This is a genomic window from Ensifer sp. M14, from assembly GCF_003355565.1.
Taxonomy (GTDB): domain Bacteria; phylum Pseudomonadota; class Alphaproteobacteria; order Rhizobiales; family Rhizobiaceae; genus Ensifer.
Window position 1 is genome coordinate 12495 of record NZ_QJNR01000018.1, and the last position, 17107, is coordinate 29601.

Annotated in this window: 18 protein-coding genes; 6 read left to right on the forward strand and 12 right to left on the reverse strand. The window is 57.3% G+C overall.

What is annotated here, in order from left to right; genetic code table 11:
• Positions 1-92: 92 nt before the first annotated feature.
• Together BLJAPNOD_RS32525 and BLJAPNOD_RS32530 are read right to left on the reverse strand one after the other, a co-directional pair.
• On the reverse strand, positions 93-1526 hold the full coding sequence (locus BLJAPNOD_RS32525) for a DUF1254 domain-containing protein (RefSeq protein ID WP_115422864.1): 1434 nt from the start codon (positions 1524-1526) through the stop codon (positions 93-95).
• Between the two features lie 86 nt (positions 1527-1612).
• Positions 1613-1999 carry a hypothetical protein gene (locus tag BLJAPNOD_RS32530; protein WP_115422865.1) on the reverse strand — a complete coding sequence of 129 codons (387 nt, stop codon included), beginning with the start codon at positions 1997-1999 and terminating at the stop codon, positions 1613-1615.
• A gap of 211 nt (positions 2000-2210) precedes the next feature.
• On the opposite strand from BLJAPNOD_RS32530, the gene BLJAPNOD_RS32535 reads away from it, so the two are divergent.
• A complete protein-coding gene (locus BLJAPNOD_RS32535; protein ID WP_115422866.1) occupies positions 2211-2672 on the forward strand; it encodes an AraC family transcriptional regulator ligand-binding domain-containing protein in 462 nt (153 codons plus the stop codon).
• Here BLJAPNOD_RS32535 and BLJAPNOD_RS35280 read toward each other — a convergent pair.
• From BLJAPNOD_RS35280 to BLJAPNOD_RS32585, 9 genes are all read right to left on the reverse strand, one after another.
• Complete coding sequence (locus tag BLJAPNOD_RS35280) at positions 2647-3117, reverse strand: hypothetical protein (RefSeq protein WP_147294626.1); 471 nt, start codon at positions 3115-3117, stop codon at positions 2647-2649. The two genes, BLJAPNOD_RS32535 and BLJAPNOD_RS35280, sit on opposite strands and share 26 nt — an antisense overlap.
• A gap of 159 nt (positions 3118-3276) precedes the next feature.
• A complete protein-coding gene (locus BLJAPNOD_RS32550) occupies positions 3277-3636 on the reverse strand; it encodes a DUF2147 domain-containing protein (protein WP_115422869.1) in 360 nt (119 codons plus the stop codon).
• Positions 3637-3941: 305 nt separating this feature from the next.
• The gene (locus BLJAPNOD_RS32555; protein ID WP_237244047.1) at positions 3942-4472 is read right to left on the reverse strand and encodes an OmpA family protein; all 531 of its coding nucleotides are present in this window, start codon (positions 4470-4472) and stop codon (positions 3942-3944) included.
• A 52-nt stretch (positions 4473-4524) separates the two neighbouring features.
• Positions 4525-4926, reverse strand: coding sequence for a cysteine rich repeat-containing protein (locus BLJAPNOD_RS32560; protein WP_237244046.1), 402 nt, complete (start codon positions 4924-4926; stop codon positions 4525-4527).
• A gap of 541 nt (positions 4927-5467) precedes the next feature.
• A complete protein-coding gene (locus tag BLJAPNOD_RS32565; RefSeq protein ID WP_115422872.1) occupies positions 5468-5920 on the reverse strand; it encodes a DUF2721 domain-containing protein in 453 nt (150 codons plus the stop codon).
• 8 nt (positions 5921-5928) lie between these two features.
• On the reverse strand, positions 5929-7956 hold the full coding sequence (locus BLJAPNOD_RS32570) for a mechanosensitive ion channel family protein (protein ID WP_115422873.1): 2028 nt from the start codon (positions 7954-7956) through the stop codon (positions 5929-5931).
• Between the two features lie 153 nt (positions 7957-8109).
• Complete coding sequence (locus BLJAPNOD_RS32575; protein ID WP_115422874.1) at positions 8110-9630, reverse strand: DUF1254 domain-containing protein; 1521 nt, start codon at positions 9628-9630, stop codon at positions 8110-8112.
• Positions 9631-9767: 137 nt separating this feature from the next.
• Positions 9768-10094: a hypothetical protein gene (locus BLJAPNOD_RS32580; RefSeq protein WP_115422875.1), complete on the reverse strand. Its 327-nt coding sequence runs from the start codon at positions 10092-10094 to the stop codon at positions 9768-9770.
• Positions 10091-10891 (reverse strand): DUF2092 domain-containing protein, encoded by an 801-nt coding sequence (locus BLJAPNOD_RS32585; RefSeq protein WP_173238069.1) that lies wholly within the window; start codon positions 10889-10891, stop codon positions 10091-10093. The genes BLJAPNOD_RS32580 and BLJAPNOD_RS32585 overlap by 4 nt, the downstream gene beginning before the upstream one ends.
• A 202-nt stretch (positions 10892-11093) precedes the next feature.
• Here BLJAPNOD_RS32585 and BLJAPNOD_RS32590 point away from each other — a divergent pair, with 202 nt between their 5' ends.
• Complete coding sequence (locus BLJAPNOD_RS32590; RefSeq protein ID WP_244611191.1) at positions 11094-12032, forward strand: AraC family transcriptional regulator; 939 nt, start codon at positions 11094-11096, stop codon at positions 12030-12032.
• Positions 12033-12275: 243 nt separating this feature from the next.
• Positions 12276-12578: a hypothetical protein gene (locus tag BLJAPNOD_RS32595; protein ID WP_147294627.1), complete on the forward strand. Its 303-nt coding sequence runs from the start codon at positions 12276-12278 to the stop codon at positions 12576-12578.
• Positions 12579-13056: 478 nt separating this feature from the next.
• On the opposite strand, the gene BLJAPNOD_RS32605 is transcribed toward BLJAPNOD_RS32595, so the two are convergent.
• Complete coding sequence (locus BLJAPNOD_RS32605) at positions 13057-13989, reverse strand: toll/interleukin-1 receptor domain-containing protein (protein WP_158556208.1); 933 nt, start codon at positions 13987-13989, stop codon at positions 13057-13059.
• Positions 13990-14154: 165 nt separating this feature from the next.
• Here BLJAPNOD_RS32605 and BLJAPNOD_RS32610 point away from each other — a divergent pair, with 165 nt between their 5' ends.
• From BLJAPNOD_RS32610 to BLJAPNOD_RS32620, 3 genes are all read left to right on the forward strand, one after another.
• Positions 14155-15126 carry a patatin-like phospholipase family protein gene (locus tag BLJAPNOD_RS32610; RefSeq protein ID WP_237244034.1) on the forward strand — a complete coding sequence of 324 codons (972 nt, stop codon included), beginning with the start codon at positions 14155-14157 and terminating at the stop codon, positions 15124-15126.
• 15 nt (positions 15127-15141) lie between these two features.
• Positions 15142-16023: a nucleotidyltransferase gene (locus BLJAPNOD_RS32615; RefSeq protein WP_115422880.1), complete on the forward strand. Its 882-nt coding sequence runs from the start codon at positions 15142-15144 to the stop codon at positions 16021-16023.
• Positions 16024-16285: 262 nt separating this feature from the next.
• Positions 16286-17107: a hypothetical protein gene (locus BLJAPNOD_RS32620; RefSeq protein ID WP_147294628.1), complete on the forward strand. Its 822-nt coding sequence runs from the start codon at positions 16286-16288 to the stop codon at positions 17105-17107.

A 17107-nucleotide genomic window follows, 5' to 3' on the forward strand; every position in this document is an offset into this window, starting at 1 on the left:
GGTGGAAATGCCGGCCGGCGGCAACTGTCCTCGGTCATGATGACCACAAGAAGCAGAGGCGCCAACCAGACATCAGCACAGTCGGGGGAGAACTATTCGGCCACAATGATGCCGGGCGGCTGCCACGTCCCTTCGCCGACCGGCAATATAGAAGGCGCTTCCGTCTTCGGCCAGTACAGGCGCATCACGAGATAGATTGTGCCATTCGGCGCAGGCAGCCAATTGGATTCCTTGTCCGCGCCAGGGCTGTCTTTCTGAATATGGAGGGTGAGCGAACCATCCTCGTTCTTCTTCATGCCTGGCAACATCGGTGAGTTGATGAGGTAGCGATTGATCGGATTCTCGATCAGGAGCTGGCTCTTGCCGTCGTACATCGTCACCGACCAGAAAGAGTTCACCGGCGGGAGTTGTCCGGCGGGAAAAGTGATCGTGTAGTTATGCTTGCTGGCGTCGAGTGTTTCACCTTTCGCATCTGTGCGGGTGAAGGGGTACATGGCTTCCACGGCGTCGTTCCCATAGAGCCCTGCCTTGGCCGCGGCGGCACGCTTCAGCCAATCTCCCTTGTAAAAGTTGCGATCGCCAAAGAACGAACCGACGCTCCAGCCGTTGATCACCTTGTTTCCGCTGGCCGCGAACTTCGTGACTTTGTCATCACCACGTTTCATACCAAGGCCGATTTCTAGTTTGTGAGCGATCGGAAGCTCCTTGAAATCGAATGATTTACCCGGGCCCACACCGATACGTGCGAGCTTGGCGCGAATGGCCTTGTCCTCTTGCGTGGGCGGCACGAATTCGAGGGCGGCATCGAGATAGTCGAAGAAGTTGTCTTTGATGCCCTGCGTTGTGGCCGGCAAGAAGTCGATCTTCTGGGCGGCGGGCGGTGTGGGTTGCTTTAAGAAGGCCGAGAGCGGCTGCACGTTGTAGCCGGCCTGCACCTTTTCCACGTTCGGCACATCTTCAACGTTGATCAGCTGGGTTCGAAAGTTGGCGAACACGAACGGCGTGGTTGACGAGAAGACTTGTTTGATGCCGGCAGGCTCCTCGCCTTTCCAGTCAGGTCCAACAACCAGATAGGAACCCGGAACGTTTCCCGTAGCGCGGCTACCGATATAGCCGAAGTTATAGGTGTTACCGTCTATCAACTGCACCGAATAATAGCGCTCTTTCTCCACCGCCGGCACGGTGATCACCATCGGCTCGGCACGCAAATCCAGCCACAAAATGGAGTACGGCGTGTCGCTGTTCGGCGTAATGATTGCCGTGTCCGCCGGGGTGGCGACATGGTGCATGTTGTCGATCTTATTGAATGGCGCCTTGAACTGGCTGGACTTCGGATCCACGGCGAACTCGTGCATGACCGCATAATTCATCACGAGCGGCAGGCCATAGATGAAGCCCTCCTCGGCGATGTCTTTTGCCTCGACAATGCCCGGGTAGCTTTGCGCCATCACGAAGCTTGGCCTCGCAATCACGGCGCTAGCGGCGATCACCGCGGTGGATCGAAGTAGATCTCTCTTCGTCAACATCTGCCGTACACCTTTATTATTCGATGAGCTATCGAAACGACGCGAGCTGTGGGGCAGCTCCGAAACCCTAGACACGATTGTCCGGTTCAGTCTTGTTGGCGAGCGATTAGCAGGAGCTGCTTTAGACTGCAGTCAAGATCGCCTCGAAGTCCGTTCCCGCATTCCGGCAGGTGGTAGTACAGAAATGCCCGTCGGTAGCCGCGCCTGGCCACGCCCGCATAGGAGAGTGGCGTCAACGGCATGCCGATGATATCGATGAACACAGAGACCTCGGAGCCCTTCTCCGGCATTTCGCCACCAACCACCTTGACCGTGTAGGTCAAGTTATTGTCGTTCAGTTCCGGATTCTCCAGGACGACGACAACCTGTTGGAGCTTGTCCCCTTCGAGGATCGACAGGTCGGCATTCGGCGGATCGGAAAGGAAGTTGTCCTTGCCCTTGCTCCAGAACGGCAGGAAAGCGGCCGTGTCCATGTTCCCGGCGATGCAGGCACTGTCGTCGCCGCGACAGTTGTGGCTGCCAGCAGTAGGTTCCGTCTGGTTGTCATAGTCGCACCCCTCCTAAAGGTCGCAAGACGTTCGAGTCTCTACTTGTGCTACCCACACGTTTTACGGCACTAAACAGTATTCGCAATACGAAACCACTCATTTTGCGCCACGGTTGTCTTATTTCTGTGTTGCAGACATGGCTGAGATCCCGGTCATCTCCAACCGCATCCTGTCTGGCATGCCGGCCTTCATACGCCGTGAAATGGGGCAAAAGGCGCTGCTGCAGGCCAATCGTGCTGAGGCGGAGAACTGCTTCATCCCGCACGCGGCGGTAATCGGCTTCGTCGAGGCGGCCGCGCGTACAGCCGGTGGGGCCAACTTCGGAATTCTGATCACGCCGATGATGAACATCGCCAACTATGGCAGCTTCGGACGCTACGTGCTGGGCGCCGACATTTTGGGGCAGGCCATCGAGCGTAGCATCGCTGGCCTTCGTTTTCACAGTACGGTTGATAGGATGTCAGTCGCAGTGGTTGGCGACGAGGTACGGTACAGCTATGTGTTCGCTTTGGCCGGCCACTCTGGATATGCCAGTATTGTCTGTGCCGCCGCGGGTGTCCTGCTCAGCCTCTTCAAGGCTTATCTGCCCCCTGACTGACGACCGCTGACGGCGTCTTGCAGTGAAATCGCCTGAGCTCATGGCCGAGCTGAAATTGCAACACAACGACGCGGCCGCGATCCTGAAAACCAACGTCGAACCCGAGCTCCTCTTCGTGCAGCAGATTCGGCAGGAACGGTGTCGGAGTAAGGCCGATGCCTTCGAGCAGCGAGAGTGCCCCCACTCGAAGGCCTTCTCCATCAGGAGCACCACGAACACCGCAAGGCCGTATACGGTAGTGCGGACCGCGACATGAGTCAGGCCTGATCGACCGCGAAGCCACTTCGCGAGGGGGATGTTTTCGAGGATCGGTACGCCTTGGCGGCGACAAGTGTGCCGACCAGCCCAACGACAATCCGGCGAAACCGATGTTATACCCAATCAGCACAAATGCCTTGAGCAGCGCCAACACGCCGAACCACGCCGCAAAGAACAGGGTTGTCAACTCTACACTCCGGATCTCCTTCTTCAAACTTGCGGCGACACTCATAACCCGCCTGTACCAAACTGCGGCCAACAAAAAGGGGCGGCTCCGCGTATCCCGGTAGGCGGCGGGCCTTTAGGTTCCCCCCTGCGCCGTTGGCTCGCCGTCCCACCAGTGACGTCAAAGTCTCTTGAAGATTTCGTCCTTACAGACCAGACCGCCCATCACGCAGCCGCTCACCTTGATGTCACTGCCTGCGATCTCGGCCTTGCCGGTATACTCCTTGCCGCCGTTGGTGAAGTCGATCAGCTTGCCGGAGTACTTTCCGTTGCCAGTGGACGCGAAAGCGGCGAACTGCTTGCCGTTGAACGCGCCGCTCGTGTAGGTCATGCAGAAGCTAGCTCCGCAAGCTGCCACCTTTGCCGTTGCGCCTGTCTTCGGGGTTCTAAAATCGCCTTCGATCGGGTCGGCATGGGCCGCTCCGGTCGTCAGCAGCATGACGGCGGTCGCCATCATCATCCTGCGAATAACAATCTTCATGACGCCTCTCCTTGTCTCCGGCCAGCAGTGGCCATTGGTTCATTCACTAGGTAACCTCATCCCGCAAGTGCGAACATCGACTGAGTACGACACTCTTCGGAAGAAGCTTGCCGGCTTCACGTGGTCCGGTGGAAGCCATGGGAATCCTCGGCGCGTCATGCGAGCCTAGCGGTCCACAGTGCCTGCGCTTTCTTTGGCGCAAGCGCAGGCTGATCGTTTGTCACTCGGCAGGGTGGCCAGCCGTCCCTGACGACTAGTTCTAGCCGCCGCGCATTAAATTAGTCGTCTCCCGCACGGAGGCTGCGTTACGGCGCCGTGAAGACACCCAGGTTGACAAGCTGGACGCGTCTGTTGCTGGCCGCATCGCCTTTCGAGCCGTCGATTGGGAAATACTCGCCGACACCAACGGCGTAGAGCCGATCAGGGTCGACTGCGAATGTCGTCGAGAGAATCTCCCCTATGGCTGAGGCCCGTTTCTCGCTGAGTTCCAGATTATGTTTGTCGCTGCCTGTTGAACTCGAGTGGCCGACAATCAGGAACTTGTAGGCCCAGAGATTTGGATGATGAAGCGCATCGGCAATCGAGCCGAGCGTCCTGTAGGACTCCGGCTTGATCATGACCGAGTCGTTCTCGAAGTCGATCTCGACAACCATTTGCGGAAGCTTGGCGATCTTGCCCCAGTTCGGAAGTGATGCCATCGCCACTCCGCCACCGTCTATAGCTTCCTGGCGGAGAATGGCGAGGTCGATGAACGGAGCCGCGCGAACGAGCTTGCCAAGCCCTGAGACGATCCGTTGTTCGGAGACCTCCTGAGCGACCGCGAAATCCGGTGCCATCGATGCAGCGAGTGAAAGTGCGAGGAGTAGGGAACGAAACCTGGTCATTTGATTATCTCCAGCCGGCATCGGTGATCGCCTGATTGCACGCGTTACCCACGTGCTTTTCGGCCTTGATGAGGCACGCCAGGCGGTAGCCGTCGCCCTTCACGCTCGAGCAGCGCTGTGCGATATCGTGTTTGCAGACATTCGCGTATGCCGCCTGGGCCTGCTCCCGCTGGCTGATGGAGGTGAGCACAGTCGAGATCGATCCGATGCAGACCGGTGAGATTTTGGCTGCGTTTTTCTGGAGGCAATCGGCAATCCGTCCGTTGCCGAGATTGAGGCCGTGGCAGAACTTTTTGATGTCGGCGCCGCAGTCCTGCGCCAATTTCGTGACGGCGTCGGCGTAGCTCAGTGTTTCTGCGCGCGTCGCACCCGCTAACGCGAACCCGATTAACAGTGTGGCTATTATGGTACTTCTTGTTTTCAAGGCTTCGTCTCCTTCAGTTCTGAGTGGCTCGGTTTTTTTGGACAGGAGCCCGCAGAATCTTGTTCCCGCGATCTGATACCCGGTCTAAGTGCTCACGAAGCCAGCCGTGCCGGCAATGAGAAAGAGGGGGAGGTTTGGATGATGGGTACAAGATCTGAAACGACGGGTGGCGGCTTTTGGGGAAAAGTTATCGACGCTTGCGCGATCCACCGGCCCCTTTTCGGGATAGTGTCCATTGGACCCCATCGAGAAGGTTCCGCCTTCGATGAGGATCATGCCGGCGCGCGCGCCCTGCAACGGTGGTTCCGTGAGTCGATTTCAAAGTCACGCTCGCCCCTTGACCCCCATGACGACAACGCGTTCACAACGCTTGGTTACAGCGTTACAGTAAGCGCAAGTGCGTCGCTTGCCATTTAATGCCAAGGGCACTTGACCGCCCACAAAATTCAGAGTTTCCAGCGGGGGCAGCGGCCTCTATTCAAGTTAACCGAGATGTCGGTTATGCTGGTGCCCAGTCGCTTGATCAGTCTTGCACCGTGGTTACCTGCTCGGATCGAATCTGCCGCAGCATGTTTCGTCCCGCGATAACCATTTCAAACAGGAATGCAACGAGGGATCCAATGAGACAGACTATGGCGCCTCCAAAGAACCAGAAGAGATTTTCATGGCGTATGCCTATGGCCAGAGACCCAGCAAGTAGATTTAGGATTGCGCCTCCCGTGCAAATGCCGGCCACTACTCCAAGCACGGCCGCAACCTCCAGTGCAAGTGCCCTTCGCCGCAGATAGGCGAGCTGCATGCGAAACAACTTGCCCTGCTTACCCTTATCCGCGACCTCGTTCAGCCGGTCCGATACTCGCCCAAGGCGAATGGTGTAGATGCTGACAAAGCCTGCTGTACCAGCCAACAAAAAGACCGGCGCAAGAGAGGTCTGGATGACAGAGGCAAGGTCGCTGACGATAGGCGGTGTGTCCATAGTTCCTCTCAAGAAGCTCGCCCATCTGGTCCCGGCGGAGCAGTGGTGCCTTGAAGCTGCCGCGTGGTGAGAGCGGCAGCAGCTGAACCTTTGTCATCGCCGCTAACCTGGACGACAGGCTGGGCGAAATCGATGCCGTTGTCGCCAAAGGCATGCATTAGCATCGTATATGCCTTCCGGCGGATCGTGGTTTGATCGCCTGGCTTGCAGGTGAAGCCCAGGCCGAGTTCGATGCCGTACTCGCCAATTTGCTCCACGCCCTTGAGCTTGAGCGGCTCGATGAACGACGCGCCGAGTTCCGGATCGGCCTGCAATTGCCCGCCAATAGTCTTGATGAGCTTGCGGACCTTATCAAGATCAGTTTTGAAGGGGACACGGATGCGGAACTTATCAACCGTCCAGTCACGGCTCGAATTCTTGATTGCGCCGAGCGAACCGAAGGGCACCGTGAATATCGGTCCGCGATGGTGCCGCAGCCGTACAGATCGTAAACTGAAAGACTCGACTGTGCCTGTGTAACTTCCCGCCTCAATATATTCCCCGACGCGGAACGCATCGTCCAAGAGATAGAAAATACCGCTGACGACGTCCTTGACGAGCGTCTGTGAGCCGAACCCGATAGCGACGCCGACCACGCCCGCTCCGGCAATGAGCGGGCCGATCTGAACACCCATCTGCGATAGAACCGTTAGCGCGGCCACACTAAGAAGCCCTGCGGCCAGGGCGTTGCGGAATACAGGCAGCAAGGTGCGAAGCCGGCCTTGGCGGGCGATCAGATTCGGTGGGAGTGCTCCTCCATCGCCAACGCGGCCGAGTTGACGGGCAATGTAAGCATTCCCCAACTGCCAAACGAGGTCGATGACCAGCAAAATAACGACGCTGTTGAAGGCGCCGGTTATGATTGTCTTGGCGAGCGCCAGCTGGCCGGTAATGGGCTGGAAATTGTGACGCCAAACGAATGCGATCCAATCCACTGCGACGATGATGATGATCGCTCGCGCGCCTCGAACAAGCAGCACCGTCTTCGGGTCTGTCGCACCACCGTCATTCCAGCGTGAAGCCGCAAACGCGTGGGTCAACTTGTCAGCGATTGACAGGACACGGGGCACAACGACAACCATAATGCCGAGCCAAAATAGCGCCAGGAAACCACCGCACCAGAGCAGCCAGAGCGTTACGGCGCCGGCAATGCCAATTGTCCGAGGCACGCGTCGGCCCAAAAGCTGTGCATCATCGCTGGAACGGTTGCGGCCGATAGTTTCGATCGCGATCAGAAGAAGCAGGCCCGAAAATCCAATGGCAATCAAGGAACAGACGTCCTCGGCAACGGCGAGCCGCTCGCATACGGCCGAGAATGCCATTGCCGCTGTTAACACCGCGACGAACAGTCGGACACGGGGGTATGCCTTAGCCATCGGCACGGAAACGGTCATCGCGAGCCGGTACAGCGCCAGCAGGCTTCGGTAGGCGACCGTCGCGACGAGCGAATAGAGCACGACCACACGCATGAGCGGCGGCCAGGCGACGACAAGAAAGACGACGGCAACCGTCGCCGTGAAAATCAAGAGTGGCGCAAACTCTGTCTGCATCTGCGACAAGAGTTGATTGGGCAAGGTCACGGCTGGCACTGAACGACGAAGGAACCATTCCGTGCCAAAGCCAATGCCCGCGATGATGCCGATCATCAGGATCCCGGGGGCAAATCCACTATCGTGCGCCTCTTGCCGAACCGAGGAGGCTGCGCGGTAGAGTTCGCTGCCTACACGTGGCACGGCAGACAGTAGGACGTTGAGGCGGGTACGGGAGCGGACCTCTAAGTCGTCGATGACCCGCGCCACCTCGGTGGCCCCTTTTCCGGGAACTGCTGCTTGCCTTTGCGCCAACCATGTCTTCACGTCCGCATCTTCGAGAAGACGCAGCAGCTCGGCCACCTTTGACGGTTCTGTCGCGCTCGTTGCCGGCGCCTGCGCGTGCAGCGGAGAAACGGTCGACAGGCAGATGAGCAGGCTCAATAGCAGAAGGCGAATGATGAACATGTAACCCCGACGCGGCCAACGAGCGCCGGCCGCTCTCTCAAGCACGGCAGTAAATTGTCCCAGCTGATGCCGATCCGACAGAACCAGTCGGACCGGCGCTGCAGGCGCGAGCGCCTGTGTCGCGATGATCAGTTCATCGCGGGTATTTTATTGTCACTCGGCCAGTTCGATTTCACCCGGCTTCCAGGTCTTATCGAACCACGGCTCCAGCGGCCCATAGAGGCGCAGGAGGACGTTCCACCCCTTGCCGGGAACGGTCTGCACCCAATTGGCCTCGTGACCTGCCGGTGCTGTCGGGCTGAACCAGACATCCACCGAGGAGTCTGCGTTGACGACAAGGTCTTTCTTGTCGCTGCCTATGCTCGGGAACTGCTTGTCGGTCTGCAGCATGGATCGGGTCTGGTTGTCATAGACGACGAATGACCAGAAGTTCTTGGCAGGGATGTTCGGCGGCAGGTGAACCTTGTAGGTCTTGCTACCGTCGAGAGGTTTTTTCTCGCTGTCAGTTGTTGCCCCAGCGTATTGCGAACCGACGCCGACACGCTTTATCGCCATCGCCGGTGAGATTCCCGTCGCATAGTAGTGAAACAGCACCCGGGCATCCAGATAGCGAACGCCGGGCTGTCGAAGGAATTCGTAGCTACCGCCGACAAAGCCGGTGAACCAGGCGCTGTTCGGATAATAATAGGCCTCCTTCATCCGCGTATCGAAGGTGATTGTGCGCGCCGTTGCGTTGCCGACCGCCACGGCTTCGGTGAGGATCTTCTTCATTCGCTCGTCAGGCGCGAAGGGCTTGCCCTTCTCAATGCCGATGGCGGCAAGTTGCCCCAGCACTTCCGGGTGGTAGGCCTCGTTCGGCTCGTACTGAACGATGTCGTTTACTTCCTCGTAGAAGTGGAAGTTGTTCGCGTGGATGGTGTTGAATTTCTTGCCGGTGCCGTTGATGAACTTCATCGGCGGCGGATTGCCGGCCTCCGACAGAGGATACACCTTGGCGAACTTCTTGGTGTTCTCGACTGCGGTCTTCGTGCTGCCATCTTCGAGAAAGCCCCGCCAGAAAAACAGGTTGCCGTAGGTTGAGCTGCGAAGCACGAAATAGCCGTCTGGGATCTCGCCCTTGTAGCCGGGTGGCAGCAGAAGGTACTTGCCACCCTTGCCCTGGTCCGGACCGGCATTTCCGACGTCTCCGACATATTCGAACCAGTGGGTATCGATCATGCCCAGGATATTAGGTGGTGTTTCGATCACCAGTGGCCCGGCTTTGGTGTCGAGCCACATCAAATTGTAGATGCTCTCGGTATTACCGGTCAGGAACAGCGAGTGCGAGTCCATCAGGTCTTCGAAAATGAGGATGGTCTGGTTGTTGTCCACTCCCTGGCTGGCAAGACCAACCCTCAGCGCTTCGACCGACGCACCCGGCATGGCATTGAGAAAGGCATCGACGCCGCGCATGAAGTCGAGGTTGTCGTAGAGTTTCTCGGAGGTGGCTTTGTCTGGGAAGCCATCGACGAAATTCAACGTTCCAAGCCGGGTTTCAACTTTGTCCGGGGTGATGATGGAATCCGGTATCGGCGTCGTCATCTCCATTTTCGGCGCCGTCTGCCCGTAGGCGACCCCGGCAAGAAGTACCAGTACAGAGGCCCCTCCGAGCAGGGCTTTCATCGAGTAACTCATCATGTGGTTCCTTAATCAGGGGCAAATTCTACAGACGGACGATCGTTCGACTACGGTAGCGCCCAACATCGAGGGCGATGCACGAACAGTGGGAAAATGGTCCGAAGAAAAAAATTGAACTGCGATGCAATATGGGTTCAGTCGATGTAGACGACGACGTAACGCCCATCATAGGGCTGGTAGTAGACCCCGCCGCAGCGCCAGATCACAACGCCATTGACGCTGGTCCTCACACAGCCGGCGGGTAGCGCGGCGACGTAGACCGCGGAGCGGCGGATTACACGGCGGGTGGTGCGGCGCGCAACACCGGCAACGCTGCCCGGGGTCGCGGGCCGCCCAACGACCGCCTGCGCCTCCGACACGAACGAGCCGAACGGCATCGGTACAAGATAGTCGGCGGCGAGCAGGGCGAGGCCGGCGACTGTGGCGCAAAGGATCTTTCCGTACATCTTGCGGATTCTCATTCCCCTACCTCCAGCGAGATGTCGCCGGTGACGTCGGCATGTACGTGTTCGAGTTTCTTGGCGTTTGCTGGCGGTGTGAACTTAAATTGAGCGGCACCGATGCCAGCTGACTTCCAGTTGCTCAACCGCAGCGAGTATTCTGGCGCTCCGGTTACCCATTTAGTCGTGATGACATATTTGAGTGGCAACGGATTGCTGCCCTTGCTGACCCAGATCTGCCAGTCGACAATATCTGTTCTGAAGGCGAGGTGATCGCATTCGACCCCACCAACGAACGCCGATCCGACAAGGGTTCCCTTGGTCACACCATCAGTGAGAACGGCATAGGGGTCGATTGCCAACAGGTCGGCCCCCGGTGCATCGAGTCCGGTGGCGGCGCGAAGTTCGTCTGCTGCCGCTTCAACACTTGGCCCCGGGCTTTGCAGCTGCGCGTAGACGTTTACGCGTTTGCTGTGGAGCGATATCGTGCTGCCGTCGAACACTACCTCCGCGTCGGCGAATGGGCCTTGGCGCGTCAACAGAAAACCCTTGGCGCGATCGAGCGCAATAGTACCCGATGCGCTGTACTGGATCTTCTGCCCCTCCAGGTCGACGATTTCCTGGTCTGCGTCATAGGTGACGCTAAGAGACGGCATCGATTTGAGATTGTCGCTCATCGCAGCGAGAATCTTGGCAGCCTCGGGCTCTATCGCATCCTGGGCCGAAGCGGACCACGCCGCCGCGCAGACGGTGGCCGCTATCATCAATATGTACGGGCGCCGAGCTGCCCCAGGCCATTTCAGTTTGAATTTGCTCATCCGCTCACCTTCATACCTAGCTCCTCCGACGCGGCTCGCAGACGATCGGCCGTTCCGGCCTCGCCGCCTGCACAACTTCTTCGCGAAAGTCTTCCCAATCGACCTCATACTGCTATAGTGCACATGTTCCGTCTTGCCTTTTCATGCCAATTTAGCGTTGTGAGTGTTGAATACCGCACCTTCGATCAGGATCCGGACGTTCTTGGCCATCGCGCCCTATTTGGCGAAGCACGATGTCTCGACGATTGAGTTCTGCAAACGCCTCGGCATTTCACCAAACGTGTTCCAGAATGCCGATGGCTGGCTTCCACGCGCCCAGTGCTTTCGCTTGGGCAACGAGCTGGCGGCTGTCGCGGGGGACCCCTTCGCTGGCGCGCATATCGGCTCCTCCACCGACCTCCGTGAGTTCGGCGGGTGGGGACAGTCCGTTCTGGCAGCAAGGGACGTGGCACACGCCTGCGCGCTCGCGTCCGACAATGTGTCCTCGATCCACCGCGGTTCAGATGTCCGCTTCCTGGTGGAGGGCAAAACCGCTCGCATCGTCTTCCGCTTCACAGACCGCTGCGAATTCGATCCCAGGCAGTTCATCTTCGGCAGTCTCGCCGTTCTGCGAAAAGTGCCGCTTTTGGCGGGCGAAGCGTCCGGCATCAAGGTTCGACTGACCGCGACAAAAACACGAGGGGCCGAGGCACTCGAAGAGTGCTGGGGGCCCAATATCGAATTGGGCTGCGAGCACGACATGATCGAAATCGATCGCGAGTTACTCGATCTGCCGCTCAAAACACAGGAAACTGGACCCTCAAAGGCGACGACCGCCCTGACCTCGACCGTAGAGGTGGCACGGCTGCTGAGCGACAGGCTCTCCGACGAGCATGAGCATAGCTTGAAAGCCATGGCAGCAAGAGTTGGCGTGTCCGTCCGTACCCTGCAGAGGCGCCTGAAACACTGCGGCATTGAGTTCGAGGAACTGCTTGACGAGACTCGTCGAAGCGAGGCGCTTCGACTGATCCGCGAAGGCGGTCACAGCATGACCGAGATCGCCTATCGGGTGGGTTACAGCGATCCCGCGCATTTCACGCGCGCGTTTAGACGCTGGACAGGAATGGCGCCATCTCACTTCCCAAGCGACGATGGTGGATGATCTTTTCCCGGCGAGAAAGTCGTGCGCGGACGCTGGAAAAAGGGTTCTCCCGGGTCGTCGCCGCCTGGAGGAAATTCGGCGTCAACGCGCACGCCTTCTTCATGGCGCCCAGCCAAGAAAGCCGGAAAGTATGGAATTATTTCAGAAGACGCTAATTCCCGTAAGACCACTGCGCGAAAGATGACGAAAGTGTCAGCAAAATATCTAACTCTTCGGTCGGATGGCGCGGTCTCGGTGACTGAGTTGAGCCAGGAAATCACCGCGGCGCTCACAACGCTCCGGGACGACCCCTCGCTTTACTTCGATCTCGGCGAAGCTCACCTGCTCATTCCGCTCGACCAGCTCGTTAACGCGCGTACGCGTGAAAGAGGCATCGTCAATGCAAACCGGCATATGCAGATAGCGTCGAAAGGCAATCAGGGGAAACGGAAACCCCTTACCGTTCGCGCCTTGGGGGACGAACTCTGGGCTCGTGGTGGACGGCAATTCGACTTTGATCAACGCTCGTCGCTCAAATTGGCGGGCGGTACCGTGCACACTGGATGACCAGACGCCTTTGGGATCAACATGTCCCCTCGCCTTTGTCCGCCGTCGAAGGGCACGGTCGTGCCAAGCGGGCGTTCGGTCGGTGAATTCATCGAGCGTCGCGCAGGCCCGGCTGCGATCACTCCCGCCCCCATTCCCGACGATACATTATGCGATCATTTTGGCCCAGAACGTGAACATCACAGCAACAAGCCCTACACGGCGCGTGGGAGCACGAGTCTTAGCGACATTCACGCTTAAGTCTGTGAGCAGCAACATCGCGCCAATCGCGGTCATCAGCGTTGCAGTGCGCGCTGGCTGATTTCGGGTCTGGATCCGGAACGTCGGTACTAGCGTTCCAATAATCACAATCGTCCGCCGTGGGGACAGCCGCGTTTGCTCAAGGCTCCATCAACCGAAAGGTCGCACTCTGTATGACACGCATTACTCAGCGCTCAGGAGTACGATCATCGGATTCGCAATCAACGCCTCCTTGCAGCTACGCCACCTTCCTATTGGAAAGTGCCCCAACCAATTGCGACACGAGCGCATATATCTGAGGATCAATCTCCTTGGAATCGAGGGAGGCAAAGGTGGATGTCCTATCGATGTTCCAATGTTGGAAAGCCTCCTTCACTTCGGTAGGGGACAGTTTCTCGCCGTAGGCGCTGAGGAAGAATTTGCCGAACTGGATCGCGTGGATCCGGTCAGAGGACTTCAGCGACTCACTCATATACGACTTACCGAGGGCATGAGCGTAGCGGGCCAGGGCCGTCAGCACACCGACAATGACGAGATTTAGAAGACCGATGATCAGGACGCCAGTGTACGTAGTAGTGTTCGAAGGCATCGTCAGAGCTGTGTAGCTGGAGGCTCCAGCAAATCCGAGCACAAGAAGCAAGAAAACGATGCCAGCCCCGTGCCAGAGTTGCGCGGCCCGTCGGTTCTTGGCCTCGTGCTCTTGCTGCCGAACCACCGCCTCGTTCACGAAAACCGCAAGATCTTTCTCCACTTCGACCTTGCGGGCCGCGAATATCTCACTGCGTTTCTTATCGCCTTCGATGATTGCAAGGATATCTGCGATGTACGCAGACGGTTCTCGTTCTCCTGCTTTGACCGCCTTGCTGTACTTAAGTTGTGGCGGCACTCTCCCGTCCCCAATAAGAACAGGGATGATCAACATTCTACGCGAGCGACCATAAACTCTTGCGACTTCGATCTCATTTGCAGTCCACTCCGGTATCTCGCCAGAGATCACCAACACAAAAACCTCAGCTGCCTCCAGGCCGTCAGTGATTTGTTGTGTAACGTCATCGTCGGGAAGCATGTCGAGGTCTACAAAGACGTGCTGACCAGCTCGCCTTAGCTCATTAACCAGCTTCTTAACCAGCAGGCCTTGGTCCCCGGTGTGGGAAATGAAGATTTTTGTCAATAAACTGCACCTCTGCGTACTAGGGCGCGACTCTCCTTTGTTCGCGCTTGACATCAACTAACGCTACGCCGCAATCATCGAGCGCAAAACGCCGGTGCGCTGCCATCCACTGTCTTCTTTTATCGGTAACGGCTCGTACTGCGTTTTTGCCTGCTGAGGTGCTACTTGGGCGAAAAGCCAGTTTACGGTGACGAGACAGTGACGGAAGCTCGAACGCCCAGTATTTTTCGGATCCTCAGCCTGGACGGGGGCGGAGCCAAGGGCTTTTATTCGCTTGGCGCCTTGAAGGAAATCGAGGCGTTAGCCGGGTGTAAGCTGAGCGAAAAGTTTGACCTCATATACGGTACATCCACGGGATCGATAATCGCCGCCTTGCTTGCGCTCGGCAATTCGGTCGACGAGATCGAGGTACTCTATCGCAAGCACGTCGTCACAATCATGAAGCAGTGGTTGCCCAGGAAGCGGACAGCAGCACTGGAAGGCCTTGCCGCTGATGTGTTTCAGCAGCTGAAATTCGACGCCTTTAAGACGAATGTTGGTATCGTTGGTACGCGTTGGAATGAAGAGCGGCCGATGATTTTCAAGACGAGCGCGGCGCAGGCTTTTCTTGGAAAATCTACCTTTGAGCCTGGCCATGGCTGCACAATAGCCGACGCAGTGGTCGGTTCCTGCTCCGCGTACCCATTCTTTAAAAAGAAATTTGTTGTAACAGGCCGCGGAGAAAGGGTTGAAGTTCGCGACGGAGGGTTTGTAGCCAACAATCCGGCTCTTTACGCGATTATCGATGCCACGGAAGCGCTTAGCGTACCTCGCGACAACATCCGGCTCGTCACCATCGGGGTCGGTGAGTACCCAGCGCCGAAGCTTCCCGCGTGGAGCATTCGCAAATGGGTCAGCAAGCTCCCAACCGTCGTTTTTCTGCAAAAGACCATGGAGATAAGCTCCCAATCGATGGAGGAGTTGCGAAAGGTGACGTTCCGCGATGTTGCAACGCTGCGGATACATGCCCGCTACACTCAGCCCGAGATGGCGACCGATATGCTCGAAGTGAATATGGAAAGGCTTTCCCTTCTTTGGCAACGTGGCCGAGACAGTGCGCGGGAAAACGAAGTCGAATTGCAGAGGTTCTTGTCTTGAGGAGGGGCGCCGTTAGTGATTTCAGAAAGTCAGCTCGAAACCTGGTCGCAGCTCGGGAAAGCCGCGCAGTTCACCGATACCTACAATTCGATCCGCAACAACCTGTTTCATCCTTCGGCACCCTACCCCGTCGATCGAATCGATGTGCATCTGCAAGGCTCTTATGGCAACGACACGAATGTCTGGGGAGACAGCGATGTCGACGTCGTCTTGTGTCACGCCGGAGCGTTCTATTATGACGTCACGAATATGGGTGCGCAGGACCAGGTTTTTTTGAAAGCCGCTTTCAGCGCAGATGCTGCATATCGATACGAGGATTTTAGAGGAGACGCTCAACGGTACATCTCCGGCCTTTACTGCGACGTCGATCTGAGCGGTAAAGCGATTTACATACCAGGCAATAACGGCCGAAGGAACGCAGACATTTTGGTCTGTCAGCAGTTCCGACGTTACTATTCATTAAAAAATGGCATGCACGATTACCAACCGGGTATAGCGTTTATCAGAAACGGTGCCCGCATCGAAAACTTCCCAAAACAGCATTCCGAGAATTGCACGTTAAAACACCAAGCGACAAACCAGAATTTCAAGCGGATGGTCCGTATATTCAAGAATATGCGGAATTCGATGATCACGAAGGATCTTCTGGGTCACAAGGTGGCGCCGTCCTATTTCATTGAAGGCATGCTCTACAACGTTCCTAACGATAAGTTTGTCGGATCCTACCAAGACATGTGGATCAAGTGCTTCAACTGGATTGTCACGGCCGATTCTTCGGAGCTGACGACGGCTAGTGGCCTCCATTGGCTCGTTAGAGACGGGTCACCGGTGTGCTGGCCGTCCGCCAACTTCCGGGCTTTTACAGCAGCGCTCAAATATCATTGGGAAAGCTCGTAAGTTCTGTCTGCGGTCTCACCTCAGCAGATATCTCCCGAGGTCGTGACCGACGGTAACCGCTCCGTTGTAAGTGTGGAAGGCATCGCCAACTGTTGAGCCTAATCTCATGGAATTCGCCCGCGAAAGGCTTCAAGGCCGGGAGATGTGGCGAGGGCAAGGAGTGCCCGCAGAGCTGGGCCGAAGCATGCGACGATGGCTGGACGGACCTTGCGGTTGCACGTACAAACAGGGTGTCGACTCCCACCCCAGTTCAAGGTCCCTCATGCTAAGTAACCGCGTGCGTATTTTTTCGGAGCTGGTCAGTGTTGACGCCTGGCATCTTCCATTCACCGAAAAGCGCCTTGCGGTCAGCCTCCACGCGGACGTGAGTTTCGCCACGGCCCGCATGGGAGGCGAGGACGACTCGCCCGTACGATTTACCGTCGACCTGAAACGAGCGGAACTGAGGGTGATCATTCCCGAGACCGAACAACTCGTAATCGATCGCGCCTCTATTGCCCGTATGGAAGAAACCACCACAGGAACACAAAAAAGCAAGTCGACGCGAAAAGCGAAGGGTGCCGTCAAGGGCGGTGTCTCACTGTCGGTCGACGCATCAAAACTTATGGGCGGAGTCTCCGGTGGAGCATCGGGAAGCGTGGAGCGGGAGACCGTCGAGGAGGTCAGCCTCAGTCGGAAATTAACCGGGATTATTACCTCTCACTCGATTGATGGCGAGGGTAGCAACCGCTGGAGCTTCGTCCCTGGCACAGAGCGTGTGCTCAGTGGAAAGCCATGGGATGCCGTCAAAAATCCGCTTATGAAGATCAAAGATAGGCGCGAGAGCGCCAATAAGCTCATTACGCCCACGGTGAGACTCGAGCTTTTCTGCCGCCGGGAAGACCTAGATATTAAAAACATCGTTCTCAAAGACAGCGGTATCTTCCGATCGGCCATGTCGAGAGCAGGTTTTCCCAACAGAATGGATGCCGCCGAAGCCTACATCCGAAACAAGCTCGTCGAAGAAGGCCTCCCCTCGCCCAACATGTCCGAGGATTATGCTGTTATCAGCCTTGCTCAGATCCTGGCTTCTGACGAGGGCTGA

Bases quoted from the DNA above. Each gene is read 5' to 3' on its own strand.
- BLJAPNOD_RS32525 (WP_115422864.1), bottom strand. From the start codon at position 1,526: ATGTTGACGAAGAGAGATCTACTTCGATCCACCGCGGTGATCGCCGCT.
- BLJAPNOD_RS32530 (WP_115422865.1), bottom strand. From the start codon at position 1,999: ATGGACACGGCCGCTTTCCTGCCGTTCTGGAGCAAGGGCAAGGACAAC.
- BLJAPNOD_RS32535 (WP_115422866.1), top strand. From the start codon at position 2,211: ATGGCTGAGATCCCGGTCATCTCCAACCGCATCCTGTCTGGCATGCCG.
- BLJAPNOD_RS32550 (WP_115422869.1), bottom strand. From the start codon at position 3,636: ATGAAGATTGTTATTCGCAGGATGATGATGGCGACCGCCGTCATGCTG.
- BLJAPNOD_RS32555 (WP_237244047.1), bottom strand. From the start codon at position 4,472: ATGGCACCGGATTTCGCGGTCGCTCAGGAGGTCTCCGAACAACGGATC.
- BLJAPNOD_RS32565 (WP_115422872.1), bottom strand. From the start codon at position 5,920: ATGGACACACCGCCTATCGTCAGCGACCTTGCCTCTGTCATCCAGACC.
- BLJAPNOD_RS32570 (WP_115422873.1), bottom strand. From the start codon at position 7,956: ATGTTCATCATTCGCCTTCTGCTATTGAGCCTGCTCATCTGCCTGTCG.
- BLJAPNOD_RS32575 (WP_115422874.1), bottom strand. From the start codon at position 9,630: ATGAGTTACTCGATGAAAGCCCTGCTCGGAGGGGCCTCTGTACTGGTA.
- BLJAPNOD_RS32580 (WP_115422875.1), bottom strand. From the start codon at position 10,094: ATGAGAATCCGCAAGATGTACGGAAAGATCCTTTGCGCCACAGTCGCC.
- BLJAPNOD_RS32585 (WP_173238069.1), bottom strand. From the start codon at position 10,891: ATGAGCAAATTCAAACTGAAATGGCCTGGGGCAGCTCGGCGCCCGTAC.
- BLJAPNOD_RS32620 (WP_147294628.1), top strand. From the start codon at position 16,286: ATGCTAAGTAACCGCGTGCGTATTTTTTCGGAGCTGGTCAGTGTTGAC.